This window comes from Halomonas sp. B23F22_10 (genome assembly GCF_043496975.1).
In the GTDB taxonomy this organism is placed as follows: Bacteria; Pseudomonadota; Gammaproteobacteria; order Pseudomonadales; family Halomonadaceae; genus Halomonas; species Halomonas smyrnensis.
Genome location: NZ_JBIEKF010000001.1, coordinates 189,889 through 212,132, shown reverse-complemented (window position 1 = coordinate 212,132; position 22,244 = coordinate 189,889). Strand labels below are relative to the sequence as shown.

General features: G+C 66.3%; 19 protein-coding genes and 2 tRNA genes. 5 read left to right on the top strand and 16 right to left on the bottom strand.

Features of this window, described 5'->3' with window-relative positions:
• Positions 1–38 precede the first annotated feature (38 nt).
• The 9 genes from sucD to sdhC form a co-directional block, all read right to left on the bottom strand.
• The gene (gene sucD, locus ACGTNF_RS00915; RefSeq protein WP_152478540.1) at positions 39–911 is read right to left on the bottom strand and encodes a succinate--CoA ligase subunit alpha; all 873 of its coding nucleotides are present in this window, start codon (positions 909–911) and stop codon (positions 39–41) included.
• Positions 911–2,077 (bottom strand): ADP-forming succinate--CoA ligase subunit beta, encoded by a 1,167-nt coding sequence (gene sucC / locus ACGTNF_RS00910; protein ID WP_016856036.1) that lies wholly within the window; start codon positions 2,075–2,077, stop codon positions 911–913. The genes sucD and sucC overlap by 1 nt, the downstream gene beginning before the upstream one ends.
• Before the next feature lie 139 nt (positions 2,078–2,216).
• A complete protein-coding gene (gene lpdA, locus ACGTNF_RS00905; RefSeq protein ID WP_016856037.1) occupies positions 2,217–3,656 on the bottom strand; it encodes a dihydrolipoyl dehydrogenase in 1,440 nt (479 codons plus the stop codon).
• 47 nt (positions 3,657–3,703) lie between these two features.
• Positions 3,704–5,257 (bottom strand): 2-oxoglutarate dehydrogenase complex dihydrolipoyllysine-residue succinyltransferase, encoded by a 1,554-nt coding sequence (gene odhB / locus ACGTNF_RS00900; protein WP_016856038.1) that lies wholly within the window; start codon positions 5,255–5,257, stop codon positions 3,704–3,706.
• Between the two features lie 42 nt (positions 5,258–5,299).
• Positions 5,300–8,137, bottom strand: coding sequence for a 2-oxoglutarate dehydrogenase E1 component (locus ACGTNF_RS00895; RefSeq protein ID WP_394600002.1), 2,838 nt, complete (start codon positions 8,135–8,137; stop codon positions 5,300–5,302).
• Between the two features lie 211 nt (positions 8,138–8,348).
• Complete coding sequence (locus ACGTNF_RS00890; protein WP_394600000.1) at positions 8,349–9,059, bottom strand: succinate dehydrogenase iron-sulfur subunit; 711 nt, start codon at positions 9,057–9,059, stop codon at positions 8,349–8,351.
• Positions 9,060–9,070: 11 nt separating this feature from the next.
• Positions 9,071–10,843: a succinate dehydrogenase flavoprotein subunit gene (gene sdhA / locus ACGTNF_RS00885; RefSeq protein ID WP_394599999.1), complete on the bottom strand. Its 1,773-nt coding sequence runs from the start codon at positions 10,841–10,843 to the stop codon at positions 9,071–9,073.
• Positions 10,844–10,846: 3 nt separating this feature from the next.
• Positions 10,847–11,194: a succinate dehydrogenase, hydrophobic membrane anchor protein gene (gene sdhD, locus ACGTNF_RS00880; RefSeq protein WP_394599998.1), complete on the bottom strand. Its 348-nt coding sequence runs from the start codon at positions 11,192–11,194 to the stop codon at positions 10,847–10,849.
• The gene (gene sdhC, locus ACGTNF_RS00875; protein ID WP_026068553.1) at positions 11,188–11,565 is read right to left on the bottom strand and encodes a succinate dehydrogenase, cytochrome b556 subunit; all 378 of its coding nucleotides are present in this window, start codon (positions 11,563–11,565) and stop codon (positions 11,188–11,190) included. The genes sdhD and sdhC overlap by 7 nt, the downstream gene beginning before the upstream one ends.
• 457 nt (positions 11,566–12,022) lie before the next feature.
• Here sdhC and gltA point away from each other — a divergent pair, with 457 nt between their 5' ends.
• Entirely contained in the window at positions 12,023–13,309 is a 1,287-nt protein-coding gene (gene gltA, locus ACGTNF_RS00870; RefSeq protein ID WP_394599997.1) for a citrate synthase, read from the top strand.
• Positions 13,310–14,054: 745 nt separating this feature from the next.
• On the opposite strand, the gene ACGTNF_RS00865 is transcribed toward gltA, so the two are convergent.
• From ACGTNF_RS00865 to gltX, 3 genes are all read right to left on the bottom strand, one after another.
• Positions 14,055–14,130, bottom strand: a tRNA-Glu gene (locus tag ACGTNF_RS00865).
• 22 nt (positions 14,131–14,152) lie between these two features.
• A tRNA-Ala gene (locus ACGTNF_RS00860) sits at positions 14,153–14,228 on the bottom strand.
• Positions 14,229–14,377: 149 nt separating this feature from the next.
• Positions 14,378–15,856 carry a glutamate--tRNA ligase gene (gene gltX / locus ACGTNF_RS00855; protein ID WP_394599996.1) on the bottom strand — a complete coding sequence of 493 codons (1,479 nt, stop codon included), beginning with the start codon at positions 15,854–15,856 and terminating at the stop codon, positions 14,378–14,380.
• Positions 15,857–16,037: 181 nt separating this feature from the next.
• Between gltX and ACGTNF_RS00850 the strand changes: the two genes are divergently transcribed.
• Both ACGTNF_RS00850 and ACGTNF_RS00845 read left to right on the top strand, forming a co-directional pair.
• On the top strand, positions 16,038–16,778 hold the full coding sequence (locus tag ACGTNF_RS00850) for an SDR family NAD(P)-dependent oxidoreductase (protein WP_394599994.1): 741 nt from the start codon (positions 16,038–16,040) through the stop codon (positions 16,776–16,778).
• A gap of 112 nt (positions 16,779–16,890) precedes the next feature.
• Positions 16,891–17,481 (top strand): helix-turn-helix domain-containing protein, encoded by a 591-nt coding sequence (locus ACGTNF_RS00845; RefSeq protein ID WP_394599993.1) that lies wholly within the window; start codon positions 16,891–16,893, stop codon positions 17,479–17,481.
• Positions 17,482–17,491: 10 nt separating this feature from the next.
• Here ACGTNF_RS00845 and ACGTNF_RS00840 read toward each other — a convergent pair whose 3' ends face one another.
• Complete coding sequence (locus ACGTNF_RS00840; protein ID WP_394599992.1) at positions 17,492–18,097, bottom strand: hypothetical protein; 606 nt, start codon at positions 18,095–18,097, stop codon at positions 17,492–17,494.
• A gap of 37 nt (positions 18,098–18,134) precedes the next feature.
• Positions 18,135–18,455 carry a TraR/DksA family transcriptional regulator gene (locus ACGTNF_RS00835; protein ID WP_394599991.1) on the bottom strand — a complete coding sequence of 107 codons (321 nt, stop codon included), beginning with the start codon at positions 18,453–18,455 and terminating at the stop codon, positions 18,135–18,137.
• A gap of 239 nt (positions 18,456–18,694) precedes the next feature.
• Between ACGTNF_RS00835 and dusA the strand changes: the two genes are divergently transcribed.
• Positions 18,695–19,693 (top strand): tRNA dihydrouridine(20/20a) synthase DusA, encoded by a 999-nt coding sequence (dusA, locus tag ACGTNF_RS00830; RefSeq protein ID WP_394599990.1) that lies wholly within the window; start codon positions 18,695–18,697, stop codon positions 19,691–19,693.
• A 22-nt stretch (positions 19,694–19,715) separates the two neighbouring features.
• Here dusA and ACGTNF_RS00825 read toward each other — a convergent pair whose 3' ends face one another.
• Complete coding sequence (locus ACGTNF_RS00825) at positions 19,716–20,747, bottom strand: succinylglutamate desuccinylase/aspartoacylase family protein (RefSeq protein WP_394599989.1); 1,032 nt, start codon at positions 20,745–20,747, stop codon at positions 19,716–19,718.
• A 156-nt stretch (positions 20,748–20,903) separates the two neighbouring features.
• Between ACGTNF_RS00825 and ACGTNF_RS00820 the strand changes: the two genes are divergently transcribed.
• Positions 20,904–21,527 carry a TetR family transcriptional regulator gene (locus tag ACGTNF_RS00820; protein WP_394599987.1) on the top strand — a complete coding sequence of 208 codons (624 nt, stop codon included), beginning with the start codon at positions 20,904–20,906 and terminating at the stop codon, positions 21,525–21,527.
• Here ACGTNF_RS00820 and ACGTNF_RS00815 read toward each other — a convergent pair.
• Positions 21,519–22,220 carry a hypothetical protein gene (locus ACGTNF_RS00815; RefSeq protein ID WP_394599986.1) on the bottom strand — a complete coding sequence of 234 codons (702 nt, stop codon included), beginning with the start codon at positions 22,218–22,220 and terminating at the stop codon, positions 21,519–21,521. The genes ACGTNF_RS00820 and ACGTNF_RS00815 overlap by 9 nt on opposite strands.
• Positions 22,221–22,244: the final 24 nt, after the last annotated feature.

The window sequence follows — 22,244 nt, the reverse complement described above, 5'->3', positions numbered from 1 at the left end:
GGGGTGCCCTTTTCGCATCGCGTCCCGAAGGCAGCGGCTTACCAGCCGGTGGCTTCCTTCAGGGCGTCGCCGATCTCGGCCAGGGAGCGAACGGTCTTGACGCCCGCCGCCTCGAGGGCGCCGAACTTCTCGTCCGCGGTGCCCTTGCCGCCGGCGATGATCGCACCGGCATGGCCCATGCGCTTGCCCGGAGGGGCGGTCACGCCGGCGATGTAGGAGACGACCGGCTTGGAGACGTTCTCCTTGATGTAGGCAGCCGCCTCTTCCTCGGCGGTGCCGCCGATCTCGCCGATCATCACGATGGCTTCGGTGGCCGGATCCTTCTCGAACTTCTCGAGGATGTCGATGAAGGTGGAGCCCGGGATTGGGTCGCCGCCGATGCCCACGCAGGTGGACTGGCCGAAGCCGTGGTCGGTGGTCTGCTTGACCGCCTCGTAGGTGAGGGTACCGGAGCGCGACACGATACCGACCTTGCCCGGCTGGTGGATGTGGCCCGGCATGATGCCGATCTTGGACTCGCCCGGGGTGATCACGCCGGGGCAGTTCGGTCCGATCAGACGCACGCCCAGCTCATCGCACTTGACCTTGACGTCGAGCATGTCGAGGGTCGGGATGCCCTCGGTGATGCACACGATCAGCTTGATGCCGGCGTTGGCGGCCTCGAGGATGGAGTCCTTGCAGAAGGCGGCCGGCACGTAGATCACGCTGGCCTCGGCGCCGGTCTGCTCGACCGCTTCCTTGACGGTGTTGAACACCGGCAGGCCCAGGTGCTCCTGGCCGCCCTTGCCCGGGGTCACGCCGCCGACCATCTGGGTGCCGTAGGCGATCGCCTGTTCGGAGTGGAAGGTCCCCTGGCCGCCGGTGAAGCCCTGGCAGATGACCTTGGTGTTCTTGTCGATCAGGATGCTCATTACTTGCCCTCCGCTGCCTTGACGACCTGCTGAGCCGCGTCGGTGAGGCTCTTGGCAGCGATGATGTTCAGACCGCTGGAGGCCAGTTTCTCGGCACCCAGCTCGGCGTTGTTACCTTCCAGACGCACCACGACCGGCACGTTGACGCCCACCTGCTCGACGGCACCGATGATGCCCTCGGCGATCATGTCGCAGCGCACGATGCCGCCGAAGATGTTGACCAGCACGGCCTTGACGTTGTCGTCGGACAGGATGATCTTGAACGCTTCCGCCACGCGCTCCTTGGTGGCGCCGCCGCCGACGTCAAGGAAGTTGGCCGGGCTGCCGCCGTTCAGGTTGACGATGTCCATGGTGCCCATGGCCAGGCCGGCGCCGTTGACCATGCAGCCGATGTTGCCGTCCAGGGCCACGTAGTTCAGGTCCCATGCCGCGGCCTCGGCCTCGCGGGAATCCTCCTGGGAGGGATCGCGCATGGCCTGCAGGTCCGGGTGACGGTACAGGGCGTTGCCGTCCAGGTTGATCTTGGCGTCGAGGCAGTGCAGGTTGCCTTCCTCGGTGATCACCAGCGGGTTGATCTCGAGCAGCGCCAGGTCCTTGTCGTGGAACAGCTTGGACAGGCCCAGGAAGATCTTGGTGAACTGCTTGACCTGCGCGCCCTCGAGGCCCAGCTGGAAGGCCAGCTCACGGGCCTGGTACGGCTGGGCGCCGACCAGCGGATCGATCTCGGCCTTGAGGATCTTCTCGGGAGTTTCCTCGGCGACCTTCTCGATCTCGACGCCGCCCTCGGTGGAGGCCATGAAGACCACGCGGCGAGTGGCGCGATCGACCACGGCGCCGAGATAGAGCTCGCTGGCGATGTCGGTGCAGTTCTCGACCAGGATCTTGGCGACCGGCTGACCGTGCTCGTCGGTCTGGAAGGTCACCAGGTTCTTGCCCAGCCACTGCTCGGCGAAGGCCTTGGCCTCGTCGGCGCTCTTGACCAGCTTGACGCCGCCGGCCTTGCCGCGGCCACCGGCGTGGACCTGGGCCTTGACGACCCACATCTCGCCGCCGATCTTCTTGCAGGCTTCCGCCGCTTCCTCGGGGGTGTCGACGGCGAAGCCCTTGGAAACGGGCAGACCATAGTCGGCAAACAGCTGTTTGCTCTGATACTCGTGAAGGTTCATCGATTCATGCCATTGGTTGCATGTGACTCGAACGGTAGTCGCCCGGGCGCCGACTCGGCGCAGCGCGGCGGCTACCACCGCTCCCCTCCGGTACGACGCCGGAAGGGACGCGCCGCCCGAAGGCGGCGCTCTTGTTGTCTTACTTGCGCTTCTTGCGGTTCGCCATGTGGATGGCGTGACCTTCCACGGCCAGGGCTGCCTCGTGGACGGCCTCGGACATGGTCGGATGCGCATAGCAGGACAGCGCCAGATCCTCGGCGCTGGAGCCGAATTCCATGGCGATGACGCCCTGGGCAATCATCTCGCCGGCGTGCTGGCCGACGATGTGCAGACCCAGGATACGATCGGTCTCGGCGTCGGCGATCACCTTGGCCTGACCCTCGGTGGCGTTGTTGGCCATGGCGCGACCGCTGGCGGCGAACGGGAAGGCGCCGGTCTTGACCTCGATGCCGGCCGCCTTGGCGTCCTGCTCGGTCATGCCGACCCAGGCCACCTCGGGGAAGGTGTAGATCACGCTCGGGATGGCGTCGTAGTTCATCTCGGCTTTATGGCCGGCGATGATGTCGGCGACCATGATGCCTTCCTCGGACGCCTTGTGGGCCAGCATCGGGCCGCGCACGCAGTCGCCGATGGCGTAGACGCCGGGCACGCTGGTGCGGCACTGGTCGTCGACGTGGATGAAGCCGCGCTCGTCGAGCTCGACGCTCACCCCTTCACCGATCACGCCCTTGGTGTACGGCTTGCGGCCGACGCAGACGATCAGCTTGTCGAAGGTGATCTCCTGCTCGCCCTTGGCGTCGGAGTACTTGACCACGACCTCGCCGTCCTTGACCTCGGAGCCGGTGACGCGGGCGCCCAGCTTGATGTCCAGGCCCTGCTTCTTGAGCAGCTTCTGGGTCTCCTTGGCGATCGCGCCGTCGACCATCGGCAGGAAGTCGTCCATGGCCTCGAGGACGGTGACCTCGGAGCCCAGACGGTTCCACACGCTGCCGAGCTCGAGACCGATGACGCCGGCGCCGATGACGCCCAGGCGCTTCGGCGTTTCCTGGAATTCCAGGGCGCCGGTGGAGTCGACGATCAGGTCGTCGGTGAGCGGGGTCGGCGGGATCTCGACCGGCACGGAACCGGCGGCGACCACGATGTTGTCGGCCTCGTAGGTGGCGGCGTTGCCGTCCTTGTCGGTGACCTCGACCTGCTGGCTGCCGGTCACCTTGCCGGTGCCCTCCAGCGCGGTCACGCCGTTGGCCTTGAACAGGCCGGCGATGCCACCGGTCAGGTTCTTAACGATCTTGTCCTTGCGGGCCATCATCTTCTTGACGTCCATGGTGACGTCACCGGCCTCGATGCCCATGTCGTCGAAGTCGTGCTGCGCCTCGACGAACTTGTGGGAGGCCTCCAGCAGCGCCTTGGACGGAATGCAGCCCACGTTCAGGCAGGTCCCGCCGTGCACGACGTTGCCTTCCTTGCCGATCCACTTCTCGACACAGGCGGTCTTCAGGCCCATCTGGGCGGCACGGATGGCGGCCACGTAGCCGCCGGGGCCCGCGCCGATGACGATGACATCAAACTTGTCGGCCATGTTGGCTCCTTGAAAAGTGTTTCGCTGTGCTCGTTAACCCGCGCGGATCAGATATCCAGCAGCAGACGGGCCGGATCCTCGAGCAGTGCCTTGATGGTCACCAGGAACTGCACCGCGTCCTTGCCATCGATCATGCGGTGATCGTATGACAGCGCCAGGTACATCATCGGACGGATCTCGACCTTGCCGTTCACCGCCATCGGACGTTCCTGGATCTTGTGCATGCCCAGGATCGCGGTCTGCGGCGGGTTGAGGATCGGCGTGGACATCAGCGAGCCGAAGATGCCGCCGTTGGTGATGGTGAAGGTGCCGCCCTGCATCTCGTCGATGCCGAGCTTGCCATCACGGGCACGCTTGCCGAAGTCGACGATGCCCTTCTCGACGTCGGCGATCTTCATGCTGTCGGTATCGCGCAGCACCGGCACCACCAGGCCACGGTCGGTGGACACGGCCACGCCGATGTCCTGATAGCCGTGGTAGACGATGTCGTCGCCGTCGATGGAGGCGTTGACGTCCGGGAAGCGCTTGAGCGCCTCGGAGGCCGCCTTGACGAAGAAGCCCATGAAGCCGAGCTTGGTGTCGTGGGCCTTGAGGAAGGTGTCCTTGTACTGCGCGCGCAGGTCCATGACCGCGCCCATGTCCACCTCGTTGTAGGTGGTCAGCATGGCGGCGGTCTGCTGGGCCTCGACCAGACGCTTGGCGATGGTCTTGCGCAGGCGGGTCATCGGCACGCGCTTCTCGGGACGCTCGCCCTCGACGGCCGGGGCCGGTGCCGCGGCGGCCTTGGCGCCTGACGGCTGGGCGGACTTGGCGGCCTTCTTGGCGCTGCCGTCCTTGATCGCCTTCTGCACGTCTTCCTTGAGCACGCGACCGCCCTTGCCGGTGCCTTCGAGCTTGCCGACGTCGAGGTCGTGCTCGGCGACCAGCTTGCGTGCGGCCGGGGCGAGGATCTTGTCGCCGACCTTCTCGTCGCTGGCGCCGTCATCGGCGGATGCGGCGGCCTTGCCCTCGCTGGAAGCCGGGGTGGCATCGCCGCCGGCGCCGGCGGTGAAGATCGCCAGCACCTCTTCGGAGGCCACCTGGCTGCCTTCCTCGGCCTTGATCTCGGACAGCGCGCCGTCGGCCGGCGCGACCACCTCGAGCACGACCTTGTCGGTCTCGATCTCGGCCAGCACCTCGTCGCGCTTGACGGCTTCGCCGACCTGCTTGTTCCAGCTGGCCACGGTGCCTTCCTGGACGGACTCGGGGAAGGTCGGGGCCTTCACCTCGTGCGCCTCGCCGCCGGCGGCCGGGGCGGCCTCCGGCTCGGCATCGCTCTTCTCTTCGCTGGCGGCCTCGGCCTTGTCGCCGCCGCCGCTGGCCGCGCCTTCGCCGATGCGGCCGAGCACCTGCTCGGACTGCACGGTGTCGCCCTCTTCCGCCAGCACCTCGGCCAGGGTACCGGCCTCGGGTGCCACGACCTCGAGCACCACCTTGTCGGTCTCGATCTCGACGATCAGCTCGTCACGCTCGACGCTGTCACCCGGCTTCTTGTGCCAGGCGGCCACGCTGCCCTCGGCAACGGATTCCGGAAAGGTGGGTGCCTTGATCTCGGTAGCCATGTCGTTTCCCTTGTGTGTTCTCTCTCGTCCCGGTGGGCTGCCTTAGAGGTTGAAGGCGTCTTCCACCAGCTTGCGCTGCTGTTCGGTATGCACGGACATGTAGCCCGCCGCGGGGGCGGCCGATGCCGGACGGCCGGCGAACTTGAGCTTGCCGCCCAGGCCCGTCTTGAGCTGCTCCGCCACGCTGCGCATGTGGTGCTGACTGGGGTACCAGGCGCCCTGGTTGAGCGGCTCTTCCTGGCACCACACCATTTCGCTGGCGTTGGTGTAGGCCTTGATCGCCTCGAAGAGCTCGGCTTCGGGGAACGGGTAGAGCTGTTCGAGACGCAGGATGGCCACGTCGTCGCGGGCGTTCTCCTCGCGCCAGTTGGCCAGGTCGTAGTAGACCTTGCCGGCACACAGGATGATGCGCTCGACCTTCTCGGCGTCGCGCTTGCCCTGGTCGGGGATCACCATCTGGAAGCTGCCGCCGGCCAGCTCGTCGAGGCTGGAGGTGGCATCCTTGTGGCGCAGCAGGCTCTTCGGCGACATCACCACCAGCGGCTTGCGCAGCTTGCGGATCACCTGGCGACGCAGCAGATGGAAGATCTGCGCCGGGGTGGTCGGCACGCAGACCTGCATGTTGTGCTCGGCACACAGCTGCAGGAAGCGCTCCAGACGCGCGGAGGAGTGCTCGGGGCCCTGGCCCTCGTAGCCATGCGGCAGCAGCATGGTCAGGCCGCACAGGCGCTCCCACTTGGTCTCGCCGGAGGAGATGAACTGGTCGACCACCACCTGGGCGCCGTTGAAGAAGTCGCCGAACTGCGCTTCCCAGATCACCAGGTCGTTGGGCGCCGTGGTGGAGTAGCCGTACTCGAACGCCAGCACGGCCTCTTCCGACAGGAAGGAGTCGTGGATGGTGAAGCGCGGCTGGCCGTCGCTCAGGTGCTGGAGCGGCACGAAGGTGCTGCCGTCCTTCTGGTTGTGCACCACCGCATGGCGGTGGGAGAAGGTGCCGCGACCCACGTCCTGGCCGGTCAGGCGAATCGGGTGGCCCTGGTCGAGCAGCGTGGCGTAGGCCAGGGTCTCGGCGAAGCCCCAGTTGCAGGCCATGCCGCCGGCCTGCATCTTGCGGCGGTCGTCATAGATCTTGGCGACCTGACGCTGCACGCTGACGCCATCCGGCACCTCGCACATGCGCGCCGCGAGGTGCTGCAGGCGCTTCATGTCAAAGCTGGTGTCGGTGTGGCCGCTCCACTCGTGGCCGAGATAGGGCTTCCAGTCGACGAACAGCGCGGTGTTCGGCTTCTGCACCAGGGCGTTGGCCACGTGGTTACCGGCGACCAGATCGTCGCGGTAGCCTTCCATGGTGGCCTTGGCCTCGTCTTCGCTGATCAGCCCTTCCTTGACCAGGCGCTCGGCGAACAGCGCGCGCGAGGACGGATGGTTCTTGATCTTGCTGTACATCATCGGCTGGGTGCCGGACGGCTCGTCGGCTTCGTTGTGGCCGCGGCGGCGGTAGCACACCAGGTCGATGACCACGTCCTTCTTGAACTGCTGGCGGTAATCCAGCGCCACCTGGGTGGCATGCAGCACGGCGTCCGCATCGTCGCCGTTGACGTGGAAGATCGGCGCCTGAACCATCTTGGCGATGTCGGTGCAGTACTCGGTGGAGCGCGAGTCTTCCGGGTGGGACGTGGTGAAGCCCACCTGGTTGTTGATCACGATGTGCACCGTGCCACCGGTCCGGTAGGCACGGGTCTGGGACATCTGGAACGTCTCCATGACCACGCCCTGGCCGGCGAAGGCCGCGTCGCCGTGGACGTTGATCGGCAGCACCTTGCCGCCGTCGCTGTCGTTGCGGCGATCCTGACGGGCCCGCACAGACCCCTCGACCACCGGCGCGACGATCTCCAGGTGGGAGGGGTTGAACGACATGGCCAGGTGGACTTCGCCACCCGGGGTCATGACGTTGGAACTGAAGCCCTGGTGATACTTGACGTCGCCGGAGCCGCGCTCGACCAGCTTCTTGCCGTCGAACTCGTCGATCAGCTCGGAGGGGTTCTTGCCCAGGATGTTGACCAGCACGTTGAGGCGGCCACGGTGGGCCATGCCGATCACGACTTCCTTGGTGCCGTAGCCACCGGCGCGCTGGATCAGCTCGTCCATCATCGGGATGAAGGACTCGCCGCCCTCCAGGCCGAAGCGCTTGGTGCCCGGGTACTTGGAGGCCAGATAGCTCTCAAGGCCCTCGGCGGCGCTGAGCCGCTCGAAGACGTGCTTGCGGACGTCCTCGCTGAACTTGGGCGCCGAGCGCACCGACTCGAAACGCTGCTGCAGCCAGCGCTTCTCTTCGGTATCGACGATGTGCATGAACTCGCAGCCGATGCTGCGGCAGTAGGTCTGCTCCAGCGCCTCGACGATCTGCTTCAGCGGCGCCTTGTCGGCGCCCATGAACAGAGAACCGGTCTGGAATTCGGTATCCAGGTCGGCCTTGGAGAGCTGGTGGAAGGACAGATCCAGATCGGGCACCGGGGTCGGGCTGCGCAGATCGAGGGGATCGATATCGGCCTTCTGGTGCCCGCGGAAGCGGTAGGCGTTGATCAGCTGCAGCACCTTGACCTGCTTGCGGTTCTCGTCGCTCTCGGGAGCGGCGGCAGCGGTCTGGGCGGTGCGGCGCTGACGGCCCAGCTGATAGAACTGTTCGCGGGTAGGGGCAAGCGGAACGTCTTGAGTGGCGCTGCCATCGGGTCTCGGCAGTTGATCGAAGTACTGACGCCATTCATCGGGAACGGCAGAGGGGTCATCGAGGTACTGCTCGTAGAGCGCTTCCACGTAGTGGACATTGCTGCCACTGACATGGGAGGAGCGCCACATCAACTCCATTATGCCTTGTTGCATCTCTCGGTCACCCTGCACTGATGGGGTGGTGTCGGCCGTCACGGCTCACCCGTGGCGACATCAGTTAGGTAGCCAGCCGGCGGGGCGGACACCTTGTTTCTATGGTCAAAAGCCGGTGCACGAGGCACCGGCTTTGGACGTCTCACCGGGGGCCAGGCTGCGACAGCACGTCGCAGCCTGGGGCGTATGATAACAAGCCCCGGCCCACGATTTAAGTGGCATCCGCCAGCAGCATCTCGCGAATCTTGCCGATCGCGCGAGTGGGGTTGAGCCCCTTCGGGCACACCGCCACACAGTTCATGATGCCGCGGCAGCGGAACACGCTGAACGGGTCCTGGAGATCCTCCAGACGCTCGCGGGTGGCCTCGTCGCGGGAATCGGCCAGGAAGCGGTAAGCCTGCAGCAGGCCGGCCGGGCCGACGAACTTGTCCGGGTTCCACCAGAACGACGGGCAGGAGGTCGAGCAGCAGGCGCACAGGATGCACTCGTAGAGGCCGTCGAGCTTGTCGCGGTCCTCCGGCGACTGCAGACGCTCGATGGCCGGCGCCGGCGTGTCGTTCTGCAGGTACGGCTGGATGCGCTCGTACTGCTGGTAGAACAGGCTCATGTCGACCACCAGGTCACGGATGACCGGCAGACCGGGCAGCGGACGCAGGGTCAGCTTGCCCTTCTTGACCACGTCGGACAGCGGCGTGATGCAGGCCAGGCCGTTCTTGCCGTTCATGTTCATGCCGTCGGAGCCGCACACGCCCTCGCGGCAGCTGCGACGATAAGCCAGGCCGTTGTCCTGCTCCTTCACCAGGTGCAGGACGTCGAGCACCATCAGGTCGCGACCCTGGGTGTCGACCTGGAACTCCTCCATGTAGGGGGCGGAGTCCGTCTCGGGATTGTAGCGGTACAGGGATACCTGAAGCGTGGACATCGTGACTCCCCTCAGTAGGTACGGACTTTCGGTTCGAACATATCGACGGTCTTGGGCGCGAAGTTCACATCACGCTGCCCCAGGCGCTTCTCGGCCGGGAAATACATGGAGTGCTTCAGCCAGTTGACGTCGTCGCGATCCGGGTAGTCGTAGCGTGAGTGGGCACCACGGCTCTCCTTGCGCTCGAGGGCCGCGATGGCGGTGGCCTCGGCGACTTCCATCAGGTTGTCGAGCTCGAGGGCCTCGACCCGGGCGGTGTTAAAGGTGTTGGACTTGTCCGGCAGGTAAGCGTTGTTGATGCGCTCACGCAGCTCGGCCAGCTGCTGGACGCCCTTCTGCATGTTCTCTTCCTGACGGAAGACGCCGAAGGCGTTCTGCATGATGTCCTGCAGCGCACGCTTGAGCTCGGGCACGGTCTCGCCGTCCTCGGACTCGTTCCAGCGGTTGATGCGCTTCATGGCCGACTCGACGTCGGAATCGCTGGCCGCCAGGTACTCGACGCCCTCGTTGAGCGCGCTCTCGATGAACATGCCGGCCGCGCGACCGAACACCACCAGGTCGAGCAGCGAGTTGCCGCCCAGGCGGTTGGCGCCGTGGACCGACACGCAGGCCGCCTCGCCGACGGCGTAGAGGCCGTTGACGATCTGATCGTTGCCGTCGCCGTCCTGCATGATGGCCTGGCCGTGCACGTTGGTCGGCACGCCGCCCATCATGTAGTGACAGGTCGGCACGACCGGGATCGGCTCCTTGGCCGGATCCACGTGGGCGAAGGTCTTGGACAGCTCGACGATGCCCGGCAGACGCTTGCCGAGGACTTCCTCGCCGAGGTGGTCGAGCTTGAGGTAGACGTGGTCGCCGTTCTCGCCGCAGCCACGACCCTCGAGGATCTCCATGACCATGGAGCGCGCGACCACGTCGCGGCCGGCCAGGTCCTTGGCGTTGGGGGCATAACGCTCCATGAAGCGCTCGCCGTCCTTGTTGACCAGGTAGCCACCCTCGCCGCGGCAACCCTCGGTGACCAGGGTACCGGCGCCGTAGATGCCGGTCGGGTGGAACTGCCACATCTCCATGTCCTGCATCGGGAAGCCGGCGCGCAGCGCCATGCCGATGCCGTCACCGGTGTTGATCAGGGCATTGGTGGTGGAGGCATAGATGCGGCCGGAACCGCCGGTGGCCAGCACGGTGGCCTTGGACTTGATGTGCACCACTTCGCCGGATTCGATGTCCATGGCGATGCAGCCGACGACGTCGCCGTTGGCGTTCTTGACCAGGTCGACGGCGTACCACTCGTTGAGGAAGGTGGTATTGTTCTTCAGGTTGTTCTGGTAAAGGGTATGCAGCAGGGCATGACCGGTACGGTCCGCCGCGGCACAGGTACGGGCCGCCTGGCCGCCTTCACCGAAGTTCTTGGACTGGCCGCCGAACGGGCGCTGATAGATACGGCCGTTGTCGAAGCGGGAGAACGGCAGACCCATGTGCTCGAGCTCGAAGACCGCTTTGGGACCCTCGGAGCACATGTACTCGGCCGCGTCCTGGTCGGCGATGTAGTCGCCGCCCTTGACGGTGTCGTACATGTGCCAGCGCCAATCGTCCTCGGGGTCGGCGGAGGCGATGGCACAGGTGATGCCGCCCTGGGCGGACACGGTGTGCGAGCGGGTCGGGAAGACCTTGGACAGCACGGCGGTCTTCTTGCCGGACTTGGCCAGCTCGAGGGCGGCCCGCAGGCCGGAACCGCCACCGCCGATGATGATGGCGTCGAAGGTCAGGCTACGCATGTTGGACATGGATCAGGCTCCCCACAGGACTTGAATACCCCAGACCAGGAACACGAAGATGGCCAGGATGATGACGGTCTGGACGGCAAGACGAATGCCGGTCGGCTTGAGATAGTCGGTGGTCACGGTCCACAGCCCCACCCAGGCGTGGGCGGACAGGGACACGAAGGCCAGCAGCGAGAAGATGCGCATCCAGGTCTGGTCGAAGAGCCCGCTCCAGGTCGCGTAGTCGAGCCCGGGGTGGACCAGCAGGTAGCCGACGATGAAGAGTGTGTAGAGGGCCAGAATAACGGCCGAGACGCGCTGAACGAGCCAGTCGGACAGCCCGCTGCGCCCGAAGTTCGTGATGTTGGTTACCATACCCAGACTCCAGCCAGAATGATCAGGACCGCGCTTGCCACGACGGTGATCTGCGCCTTCTTGACGCCACCTTCGAGGGTCACGCCGATGTCGGCGTCCATCAGCAGGTGCTTGACGCCGGCCACGAAGTGAAACGCCAGGGCGGACAGCAGCCCCCAGGCAATCAGCTTGGCCAGCACATTGTGAGCCAGGGCATCGCTGACCGCGGCGAAGCCTTCCGGAGAAGACAGCGAGGCATCCAGCGCCCAGAAGCCGAAGATCAGGCCGATGAAGAGGATGACGCCGGTGATGCGGTGAGCGATCGACGTCAAGGCGGGGAGGGGGAACTGTATCGTGGACAGATCCAGATTTACGGGTCGTTTGCTATTCACGGCTCTCTACACACTCTCTTGGCCCGTTCCTGGGCACTCGAGGAGAGCCCGACACGGGCGGTGGTTTCGGGAAGGAGAACGATCATGCCTTGCGGGTCACGATCTCCCTTTTCCTGCCAGTCGCGGGACTGGATTATAGGGCCATGCCCACATCGATGACAAATCACTAGCTTGCCAACCAGACCATGGGGGGAGGCGCATGATGGCGAAAAAAACTCCGCCACTCGGTCGTTTGGCAGCGTCATGTACTTGCCATGAGGCTGATCGCCCCGGCATGGTGCAAAGCATCATATTCGATACAAAAACTATACAAAAAATACATCCTGAACAGCAGACCAGCATCGATGGATGAATTGACAATCGAAAAGACGCTTCTATAGTGGGCGAACCTTTTCGCCGGCAAGTTTCGCGAAATCACGACTTATCGCGCCACCAAGAACTCGAGAGGAGGCCAGTTATGGCTGACAGGAAAGCAACGCTGACGGTAGAAGGCCTGGAGAAATCGATCGAGCTGCCGGTCTACTCAGGCGCCGCGGGGCCGGATGTCATCGACGTTCGCGGCCTGGGCGCCGAGGGCCTTTTCACCTATGACCCCGGCTTCATGGCGACCTCCTCCTGCCAGTCCGCCATCACCTACATCGATGGCGGCAAGGGCGTGCTGCTGCACCGCGGCTACCCGATCGACCAGCTGGCCAAGCAGTCCGACTTCGTCGAACTGTGCTATCTGCTGCTGTTCGGCGAGCTGCCCAACGACGCGCAGTACACCGAGTTCGCGGAGCGCGTGACCCACCACACCATGGTGCACGAGCAGCTGGCCAACTTCTTCAAGGGCTTCCGCCGCGACGCCCACCCGATGTCGATCCTGTGCGGCGTGGTCGGCGGCCTGGCGGCCTTCTATCACGATCATCTCGACATCACCAAGCAGGAAGACCGCGAGATCAGCGCCATCCGCCTGATCGCCAAGATGCCGACCATCGCGGCCATGTCCCACAAGTACAACGTGGGCCAGCCGTTCGTCTATCCGCGCAACGACCTGAACTATGCAGAGAACTTCCTCTACATGATGTTCAGCAACCCGTGCGAGGACTACGAGATCAACCCGGTGTTCGCCAAGGCGATGGATCGCATCTTCATGCTCCACGCCGACCACGAGCAGAACGCCTCCACCTCCACGGTGCGCTTGGCCGGCTCCACCGGCGCCAACCCGTTTGCCTGCATCAGCGCCGGCATCGCGGCCCTGTGGGGCCCGGCCCACGGCGGCGCCAACGAGGCGGTGCTGAACATGCTCGACGAGATCGGCGACGATTCCGAAGAGAACATCCAGCGCTTCATCGACAAGGCCAAGGACAAGAACGATCCGTTCAAGCTGATGGGCTTCGGTCACCGCGTCTATCGCAACTTCGACCCGCGCGCCAAGGTCATGAAGGAGACCTGCGACGAGGTCCTGGAGCAGCTGGGCAAGGCCGACGACCCGCAGCTCAAGATCGCCAAGCGCCTCGAGCAGATCGCCTTGGAAGACGAGTACTTCGTCGAGCGCAAGCTCTACCCGAACGTCGACTTCTACTCCGGCATCATCCTCAAGGCCATGGGCATCCCGACCAACATGTTCACCGTGATCTTCGCGGTGTCCCGCACCATCGGCTGGATCTCCCACTGGCACGAGATGCTCAGCGACAGCTACAAGATCAGCCGTCCGCGCCAGCTCTACACCGGCCACACCCAGCGCGACTACCCCGCCAAGTAATCGGCGAACGACTCGCCCGGACGAAGAAGGCCGCCCCTCGGGGCGGCCTTCTTGCGTTTGTGGCCCGCGCAGCACTTCCGGGCCGTGACGGTCCTCGCCGACGAACCGCACCTCCCCGCTCGGCGCCCCTCGATACCGCATCGACGGACCTCCCCAGGCCCGCCCCTCGCCCAGCTGCCGCAGGAGCGTCGCAGAGGGTGACGCCGCCCTGCCCCACCCAGATACCGACGCCTCACACCGACGCCCTCTGCGGGCCATTCCGACGCCCTGACGGCATCGTCGGGTGGCGATGCCGCGAGCCCCCCCCCTCTCACTTCCGCCCCTCTCACATCCGCGCCGAGAACAACCGAGCAGGGTGCCAGCCCGGCTTTTCCACCGCTGTCATCGTACTGACGCCGTTTCGCAGCGTTTTCCACACAATCTGTGGATAAACCTGTTCAAAAGCGTTGGGGAATCGCTCAGAATCGCCATGGGCAGCGGGTCGCGCTCAGATTGATCAAAATTTGATCGCACCCAAGCCTTTGATTTTAAAGCACTAATTTAAAAACCCCATAACCACGGGCTTTTGCCGCGATGCTGTGAACAAGCATTGCGTCAGGAACCGCTCAAGTGGACAAGTCAAGGCCAGGAACGGCCTTTTCTAGGGGAAAAGCATGAGTCCCGCACGGCATGGCACCCCAGGGCGCCAACGGCGGAGACAAAAAAAGACGCCTGAAGCGTCCGGGAAGGTATAAGCAGAATGTAGTGGCGTCCCATAGGGGGTTCGAACCCCTGTTACCGCCGTGAAAGGGCGGTGTCCTGGACCACTAGACGAATGGGACGCATCATCTTCGATGACGTTGATGGTGGAGCCTAGCGGGATCGAACCGCTGACCTCAACACTGCCAGTGTTGCGCTCTCCCAGCTGAGCTAAGGCCCCACATGTCGTGAAGACGAGGCGTATAATACGGATTCCCTTCGCCTTCGTCAACGGGGAAGTGCGAATTTTCTGCTCCGCTCTCCCCCCGCCCCTTGGCGCGCGAAGTGCCAGGCGCGACGACGGCACCGCCTGGCACTGTGAACGCCGCGTCAGAGTTCGCGGTATTCCTTCTCGAAGCGCTTGGCCTGCTTCTTGGACACGCCGCCCAGCACCGCGATGGCGTGGCGCAGGCGCGCCCGGGTCATGTCCGAGCCGAGGATCGCCATGGCATCCATCACCGAGGTGCTGGCGGCGGAGCCGGTGATGGCGATGAAGACCGGCGCCAGGAAGTCCTTCATCTTGAGCTCGAAGTGCGCGGCCAGCGCCTTGACCTCGGCCAGCAGGGCGTCCTTTTGCCAGGCCGGCACGGTCTCGAGGCGCCAGGTCAGGAACTGCAGCAGCTTCACCAGGTCCTCGCGGCCGAGCTTGACCCCGTCGAAGTCGCCCTCTTCGATCGCCGGCAAGCCGGAGAAGAAGTGGCCGGCCAGCGGCATCACGTCGGACAGCGTCTCCACCCGCGGGCGCACCTGCGGCAGGATCTGGCGCACGTACGCCTCGTTGAAGGCCCAGTCACGCAACGCCTTGAGGAAGGCGTCGTCGTCCAGGTCCTCGCGGATGTAGAGGCCGTTGAGCCAGCTCAGCTTCTGCAGGTCGAACACCGGCCCGCCCAGCGAGACCCGCTGCACGTCGAAGTGGCTCATCATCTCGTCGAGGGTGAACTTCTCACGCTCGTCCGGCATCGACCAACCCATGCGACCGAGATAGTTGGTCACCGCCTGGGGCAGGAACCCCATGCGCCGGTAGTAGTTGATCGAGGTCGGGTTCTTGCGCTTGGAGAGCTTCGACTTGTCCGGGTTGCGCAGCAGCGGCATGTGGCAGAGTGTCGGCATCGGCCAGCCGAAGTACTCGTACAGAAGCTGGTGCTTGGGCGCGGAGTTGATCCACTCCTCGCCGCGCAGCACGTGGGTGATGCCCATCAGGTGGTCGTCGACCACGTTGGCCAGGTGGTAGGTCGGCATGCCGTCGGACTTGAGCAGGATCTGGGCGTCCACCTGGGCCCAGTCGACCTCGATGGTACCGCGCAGCATGTCGTCGACCACGCAGGTGCCGCTGGCCGGCACGTGCATGCGCACCACATGGGGCCAGCCCTCGCGCTCGCGGCGGGCGACCTCTTCCTCGGGCAGCGCCAGATCGGCCGGCTTCAGCGCCAGATGCAGGCCGGCGGCCTTGCGCGTCTCGCGCAGCTCGTCGAGCTCCTCGCTGGTGCGGTAGCACTTGAAGGCATGACCGGACTCGATCAGCTTGCGCGCATGCTCGGCGTAGATGTCGCCGCGCTCACTCTGCCGATAGGGGCCATGCGGCCCGCCCACGTCGGGCCCCTCGTCCCACTCCAGCCCCAGCCAGCGCAGGGAATCGAGAATCATCTGCTCCGACTCGGCGGTCGAGCGCACCCGGTCGGTATCCTCGATGCGCAGGATGAACTCGCCGCCGTGCTGACGGGCGAAGCACAGGTTGAACAGGGCGATGTAGGCGGTTCCCACATGGGGATCGCCAGTGGGAGACGGCGCGATACGGGTACGTACGGTCATGTCGTCCTTGGTCCGGTCGGGGAGAATGGAGCCCTGGCGCCCCACTCGAGCCGATGGCATGTCGGCGGGCGGCCAGGAATGCGCGCATTATACGCGCCTCGCGTGACGCCGGCAGCCGCGCCGTGGAATCATTGGCGGGCAAGAGGGTCCATCCAGCACGCCACTGCCAGCAAGGAGCGCCATGTTTCCCCAACTGCCCGACGGCTTCACCGCCCTGGTCACCGGCGCCTCCGGCGGCATCGGCTCGGCCCTGATCGATGCCCTGCTGGCCGAGCCGCGCCTGGCCCGCCTGCATGCCGTCAGCCGCCAGGCGGTAACCCGCGACGACCCGCGACTGACCGGCCACACCCTGGACCTCGGCACCGAACAGGGGCTGACGGCACTGGGCGAGGCCCTCGACGGCCAACGGCTACACCTGGTGATCAATGCCATGGGCATGCTGCACGACGAGGCGGACGGCATCACGCCGGAGAAGAAACTCGAGGCCCTCGACGCCGACACCTTGGGCCGGCTGTTCCACGTCAATGCCGCCACCCCGGCGCTGCTGCTCAAGACACTCGCGCCCTCGCTCAAGGGACGCCACCCCGTGCTGATCGGCAGCCTCTCGGCTCGGGTCGGTTCCATCGACGACAACCGGATGGGCGGCTGGTACGCCTATCGTGCCAGCAAGGCGGCACACAACATGCTGATGAAGACCGCCTCGGTGGAGCTGCGCCGCCTCAATCCCCACGCCTGCGTCACCTGCCTGCACCCCGGCACCACCGACACCGAGCTGTCGGCGCCCTTTCAGGCGCGCGTGCCCGAAGGCAAGCTGTTCACCCCGAACTTCGTGGCCGAACGCCTGCTCACGGTGCTGAGCAGACGCTCACCGGCGGACACCGGCGGCTTCAGGGACTGGGACGACCAGCCCATCGCATGGTGACATTCGGACGCATCGGTGGTCATAACGTTGATGCTCGCTATTGCACAGTTAAAGGCAATCGCAGACCATGCCATGCCCCCCTTCGTAGATGACCTCAGACAGGACGACGTTCATGGAAACACTCGGCCCACGGATCAAACAACTTCGCCTGGAGACCAATCTCAACAAGGCGGCCCTGGCCCGCCGAGTCGGCGTCTCGGACGTCACCATCTCCTATTGGGAATCCGGGGCCATCAAGCAGATCGGCCACGAGCGCCTGGTGGCGCTGGCCGGCGCCCTCGGCTGCCCGCTGTCCGCGCTGCTCGACAACGACACCAGCCGGCCTGCCCCGCTGTTCCTGCGGGCCGACGGCCCGCCGCCCTGGGCCCGGGAAGGCACCGAGGCCAAGGGCATCGAGCTGCCCATCGAGCTCACCCCCGGGCAGCGCTGGGACGGCGACTGCCACCTGGTGACACCGGCCCCCGACGAGGCGCTCGACTACCTGAACCCGAACGACCTGGCCGCCATCGCCCCCACCGACATCTTTCGTCAGCCGGGCCTCTACCTGATCGAGGAAGCCGGCAGGCTGGCGCTGCGCCGTGTCCAGCAGGACGCCAGGGGCGAGCTCACCTTCCAGCGTGACGACGCCGAGCCGACGCCCTACACCCCCGACTGCCGACTGCTGGGCAAGGTCGTCGCCCTGTGGCGCTTCGAGGCGCTCTGAGCCGGCACGCTCACTCCACTTCCATGACCTCCACCTGGTCGGTGGTATGCCGCGGCTCGCTGCCGACCAGGAAGCGCTGACTGGCGCTGATCACCTGCCCCAGCCCGTGACGCGAGGGCTGCACCAGCGGACCGCGCAGATGCTGCCCCTCCTCGCCCAGCCGTGCCCGCACCTCGGACGGCTGCACCGAGGCGGGCGGCATGTTGACGGTGATGCGATACCCGCCGTCCGGCAAGCCGCTACCCGGACCGAAGGGCCCGGCCGCAAAGCCGCCTCCCGCCTCGACCACGGTGCGCTCCTGCCAGCGCACGCCACTGAGCTCGCGCTCCACCAGCACCTGCAGGCGCGTCGCCTCGGGCAGATTGGTGGTGCCCTCGACCATCAGGCGGCGATCGCTGCGCAGCCGCGCATCGATGCCGACGCTCACCGGCTCGTCGAACGTCGCGACCTCGGGTGCCGGTTCGGAGGACGCCGCCTCGATCTCGGTGTCGGGCTGCGCCACGCCGCCCAGCCGCTCATCGGCCGGCGATTCGCCGTCTTCGCTGCCGCCGCAGCCGGCCAGGGCCAACCCCAGCACCAGGCCCGTCACCCGAGCGCTTCGCTGCCATGCTGTCATGCCCGTCCTCCCTGTGCGGAAATGTCCGACTCGCGCCTCACGCCCCCTGACACGCTCGACACAGGGTCGCATGCGGCACCGCCGCCAGGCGACCCGCCTCGATCGGCTCGCCACAGCACTCGCACGCCTCGCCCCGACCCTCGCGGATCCGGGCCAGGGCATGGCGGACCTGGGACAGCTCGTCCTCGGCTTCCGCCTCCAGCGACGCCACCACCTCGTCGTCACGCGTCTCCAGCGGCTGGTCCTCCATGTCCTTGTCCAGCGGACCGGCGCGACGCTCCCGGTGCTGACGGTATCGAGCCAGACGCACCTCGAGCTCTTCTTTCAGCCGCTCCAGCGCGACCCTGCGATCGTTCATCGTCTCCCCCTCCTTCCTCCGCCCCCCGGCCAGCCGATCCCAGACGCGATAGCCGCTCGCCTCGGGATTCGCCGAGATCATGACGCCCCATTCACCCTTCCTTCAGCAGCCGTTTCACACCTCCGTCCTGGCGAGTATGGACGATATCGTCGCCGAGGCCTTTCACGCTCGCCTGCAGCACTCGCACCCCGCGCCATGACTGGTAGAATACGCGCTTCTCGACCGACCCCGTGACGCCGATGACCGATCTTGACCGCACCTTCTCCGTGGCCCCGATGATGGACTGGACGACCCGCGACTACCGCGCATTCGCCCGGACCCTGACGCGCCGCACCCTGCTCTACACCGAGATGGTGACCACCGGCGCCATCCTGCACGGCAGCCCCCGCGAGCGCTTCCTCGGCTACGACGACGTGGAGCATCCGCTGGCCCTGCAGCTCGGCGGCAGCGACGCCGGCGCACTGGCCGAGTGCGCGGCGATCGCCGAGGAATGGGGCTACGACGAGGTCAACCTCAATGTCGGCTGCCCCAGCGACCGGGTACAGAACAACCTGATCGGTGCCTGCCTGATGGCCCATCCCGAGAAGGTGGCGGCGGCGGTGGCGGCGATGCGCGAGGCGGTGTCGGTCCCGGTCACCGTGAAGTGTCGCATCGGCATCGACGACCAGGACGAGGACGCCGACCTGGCCGACTTCATCGAGCGCGTCGCCGACGCCGGCTGCGAGGTATTCACCGTGCATGCCCGCAAGGCCTGGCTGGAGGGGCTGTCACCCAAGGAGAACCGCGACGTGCCGCCGCTCAACTACGGCCGCGTGCATCGCCTCAAGCAGCAGCGCCCCGACCTGCATATCGGCATCAACGGCGGCATCAAGACGCTCGACGAGTGCCAGGCCCAGCTCGAGCACGTGGACAGCGTGATGGTCGGCCGCGAGGCCTACCAGAACCCCTGGCTGCTGGCCGACGTCGACCGTCGCCTCTACGGCGAGGACGGCCCCGCGGCGGATCGCCATGCCGCCGCCGAGGCCTTGCGCCCCTATATCGCCCGCCGGCTCGAGGAAGGCGCGAGGCTCAACCACATGACCCGCCACCTGCTCGGCCTGTTCCAGGGCTGCCCGGGCGGGCGCAAGTTCCGCCGCCATCTCTCGGAGCATGCCCACCGCGAGGGCGCCGGCCTCGCGGTGTTCGACGACGCCCTGGGCCTGGTGCCCCGGCCGCAGGAGACCAGCCTGGCCGGCTGAGCCGTCCGTCGGCGGTAACGCGTCAGTACAGAGCGTCGGGGGGCGGCTCGAGGCTCGACTGGAAGCTCTCGACGGCGCTCTCGGCCTCCTCGATCGCATCGAAGCGGGCGATGTGGAACAGCGCCTCGCCCTCGTTGGCCAGCGGCAGGCGGCTCATGCCGATCACGATGCCGTCGGCCACGGCCCGCACCTCGCCCTCGGCGTTGCCGAAGGGATCGGCCACCCGCCCCAACAACTCCCCCGCCGCCACCCGGGCACCGAGGCGCACCTGCGGTCGCAGGATGCCGTCGATCGGCGCCCGCGCCCAGCTCGAGCCACCCGCCACCTCGGCGGCGGGCGGCGGACGGCGGCGCTTCTCTCCCCCGAGCATGCCGAGCCGGCGCATCACCCGCAGCACGCCGCGCACGCCCGGCGTGATCGCCCACTCGTCGAAGCGCAGTGCCTCGCCGGCCTCGTAGGTCAGCACCGGAATGTCGTGGCTCTCGGCGTAGTGGCGCAGGCTGCCGTCGCGTAGCTCGGCGTTGAGGATCACCGGCGCGCCGAAGGCATCGGCCATGCGTTCGGTCTCGCTGCCGGGCGTCAGCCGGGCGCGGATCTGCGGCAGGTTGGTGCGATGCAGGGCTCCGGTATGCAGATCGATGATATGGGTGGCCTGGTCGACGATCTGCTCGCGGAACAGCGCCGCGATCCGGCTGCCCAGCGAGCCCGACTCGCTGCCCGGGAAGCAGCGGTTGAGGTCGCGACGGTCGGGCAGGTAGCGGCTGTGCTGGACGAAGCCGAAGACGTTGACGATCGGCACGCCGATCAGGGTCCCGCGCAACCCCTTCAGCTGCCGTGAGCGCAGCAGCCGGCGCACGATCTCCACGCCATTGATCTCGTCGCCGTGGATGCCGCCGCAGACCAGCATCACCGGACCCGGCTGGCGGCCGTGGACTACCTCCACCGGAATGTACAAGGGCGCATGGGTATAGAGCCGGGCCGCCGGCACGTCGATCTGCTGACGCGTGCCCGGCGCCACCCGGACGTCGGCGAGCTCGAAGGGAGCGCGAGCCATGAAGCGATCTCCTGAAATAAGCGCCGTCTCATATTCACGCATCCCGGCGGGCGCCTCAAGCGATCCCGGACCAACGTAGCATTCACCGATGAATGTAAACCGGCTCCCTCATTGGGTAGAATGGCGGCCTACCCCCCCTCGGAGTCGATCAACACCATGGCCAGACGCACCAAGGCCGAAGCCGAAGCCACCCGCGTGGCCCTGCTCGATGCCGCCGAGGAAGTGTTCTTCGAGAAAGGGGTGGCGCGCACCTCGCTGGAGCAGATCGCCCGCCACGCCGGTATGACCCGCGGCGCCGTCTACTGGCACTTCCGCAACAAGGCCGACCTGTTCCATGCCATGCTCGACCGGGTGCGCATGCCGTTCGAGGAGCTGGTGGCGGAGAGTGAGGCCGACGACACCCAGCCACTGGAGGCCATTCGCCTGGGCTGCCAGCAGGGCGTCCGGCGCCTGGAGCAACCACGCCACCGCCGGGTTCACGCCATCCTGCTGCACCGCTGCGAGTTCTTCAGCGATATCGACCCACAGGCCATGCAGGCCGAGATAGCCAGCGAATGTCTGGACGCCCTGCACGGCTACTTCACCACCGCATGCCAGCTCGGTTTGCTGCGCGATGACGTCAGCCCCGAGCTCGCCACTCGCCTGCTGCAGGCCACCCTGAGCGGGGTCTACCACGACTGGCTGCGCGACACCGAAGCCTTCTCGCTGTTCGAACGCAGCACCGAGCTGGTCGACACCCAGCTGGCCCTGATTAGCCAGCCGAGCGACGCCTCACGCTGAGGGATGCGAGCCGTTGTGGCCATTCCCGCCGTGCATCGGCCCCTCGTGACGCTCCAGCAGATGCAGCCGCACCAGCCTCGTCCGCGCATCCAGGTAGCGCTCCTCCCGCACTGAACGATAGGCCCCCTGCCCCGCCAGATACTTGACCAGCACGCGTACCTCGCCGACCCGCGGCTGGTTGTCGGCCTTGCCCCGCAGACGCACCTCACGGGCGGGATCGTCGTCCATCACCGCGGTGGCCCCCTCCGCATCGGCCGAGGTGACGCGGACTCGCTCGCCCAGCAGGCAGCGCTTCGACAGCGTCGGATGACGATGCAGGCGACGATGCAGCCGACGACACAGCGCCGCGGCCAGTGGCGAGGCCAGCGCGAACGCCGCCCAGATCAGCGCCAGGCCGAGCGGCACGCGAAAGAAGCCCAGTGGCAGCGGCCCCAGTACCGCCAGTTCGGCGGCCAGCGCCAGCGCCGCGGCCAGCACGATCAGCGCGCTGAGCGCCATCGAGGCCGGAACGCCGGCGAAGCCCAGCGACACCAGGGCGCTGGCCAGGGTGTCGTTGCGCAGGCTGTCGTGCTCGAACAGTTCCACTGGCGCCAGGCGGATCAACACCAGCAGCCAGTAGAGGACCGTCAGCGCCAGCAGCGCCGTGAAGAAGATGAGCGGAAAGCTCAGGGCAAGCGAGACGATGGCATCCATGGCGGCTCCTCCATCCGGCCGATT

What these genes read in the sequence shown, in the direction of transcription:
- sucD (WP_152478540.1), bottom strand. Translation starts at nt 911, where the DNA reads ATGAGCATCCTGATCGACAAGAACACCAAGGTCATCTGCCAGGGCTTC.
- sucC (WP_016856036.1), bottom strand. Translation starts at nt 2,077, where the DNA reads ATGAACCTTCACGAGTATCAGAGCAAACAGCTGTTTGCCGACTATGGT.
- lpdA (WP_016856037.1), bottom strand. Translation starts at nt 3,656, where the DNA reads ATGGCCGACAAGTTTGATGTCATCGTCATCGGCGCGGGCCCCGGCGGC.
- odhB (WP_016856038.1), bottom strand. Translation starts at nt 5,257, where the DNA reads ATGGCTACCGAGATCAAGGCACCCACCTTTCCGGAATCCGTTGCCGAG.
- ACGTNF_RS00895 (WP_394600002.1), bottom strand. Translation starts at nt 8,137, where the DNA reads ATGCAACAAGGCATAATGGAGTTGATGTGGCGCTCCTCCCATGTCAGT.
- ACGTNF_RS00890 (WP_394600000.1), bottom strand. Translation starts at nt 9,059, where the DNA reads ATGTCCACGCTTCAGGTATCCCTGTACCGCTACAATCCCGAGACGGAC.
- sdhA (WP_394599999.1), bottom strand. Translation starts at nt 10,843, where the DNA reads ATGTCCAACATGCGTAGCCTGACCTTCGACGCCATCATCATCGGCGGT.
- sdhD (WP_394599998.1), bottom strand. Translation starts at nt 11,194, where the DNA reads ATGGTAACCAACATCACGAACTTCGGGCGCAGCGGGCTGTCCGACTGG.
- gltA (WP_394599997.1), top strand. Translation starts at nt 12,023, where the DNA reads ATGGCTGACAGGAAAGCAACGCTGACGGTAGAAGGCCTGGAGAAATCG.
- gltX (WP_394599996.1), bottom strand. Translation starts at nt 15,856, where the DNA reads ATGACCGTACGTACCCGTATCGCGCCGTCTCCCACTGGCGATCCCCAT.
- ACGTNF_RS00850 (WP_394599994.1), top strand. Translation starts at nt 16,038, where the DNA reads ATGTTTCCCCAACTGCCCGACGGCTTCACCGCCCTGGTCACCGGCGCC.
- ACGTNF_RS00845 (WP_394599993.1), top strand. Translation starts at nt 16,891, where the DNA reads ATGGAAACACTCGGCCCACGGATCAAACAACTTCGCCTGGAGACCAAT.
- ACGTNF_RS00840 (WP_394599992.1), bottom strand. Translation starts at nt 18,097, where the DNA reads ATGACAGCATGGCAGCGAAGCGCTCGGGTGACGGGCCTGGTGCTGGGG.
- ACGTNF_RS00835 (WP_394599991.1), bottom strand. Translation starts at nt 18,455, where the DNA reads ATGAACGATCGCAGGGTCGCGCTGGAGCGGCTGAAAGAAGAGCTCGAG.
- dusA (WP_394599990.1), top strand. Translation starts at nt 18,695, where the DNA reads ATGACCGATCTTGACCGCACCTTCTCCGTGGCCCCGATGATGGACTGG.
- ACGTNF_RS00825 (WP_394599989.1), bottom strand. Translation starts at nt 20,747, where the DNA reads ATGGCTCGCGCTCCCTTCGAGCTCGCCGACGTCCGGGTGGCGCCGGGC.
- ACGTNF_RS00820 (WP_394599987.1), top strand. Translation starts at nt 20,904, where the DNA reads ATGGCCAGACGCACCAAGGCCGAAGCCGAAGCCACCCGCGTGGCCCTG.
- ACGTNF_RS00815 (WP_394599986.1), bottom strand. Translation starts at nt 22,220, where the DNA reads ATGGATGCCATCGTCTCGCTTGCCCTGAGCTTTCCGCTCATCTTCTTC.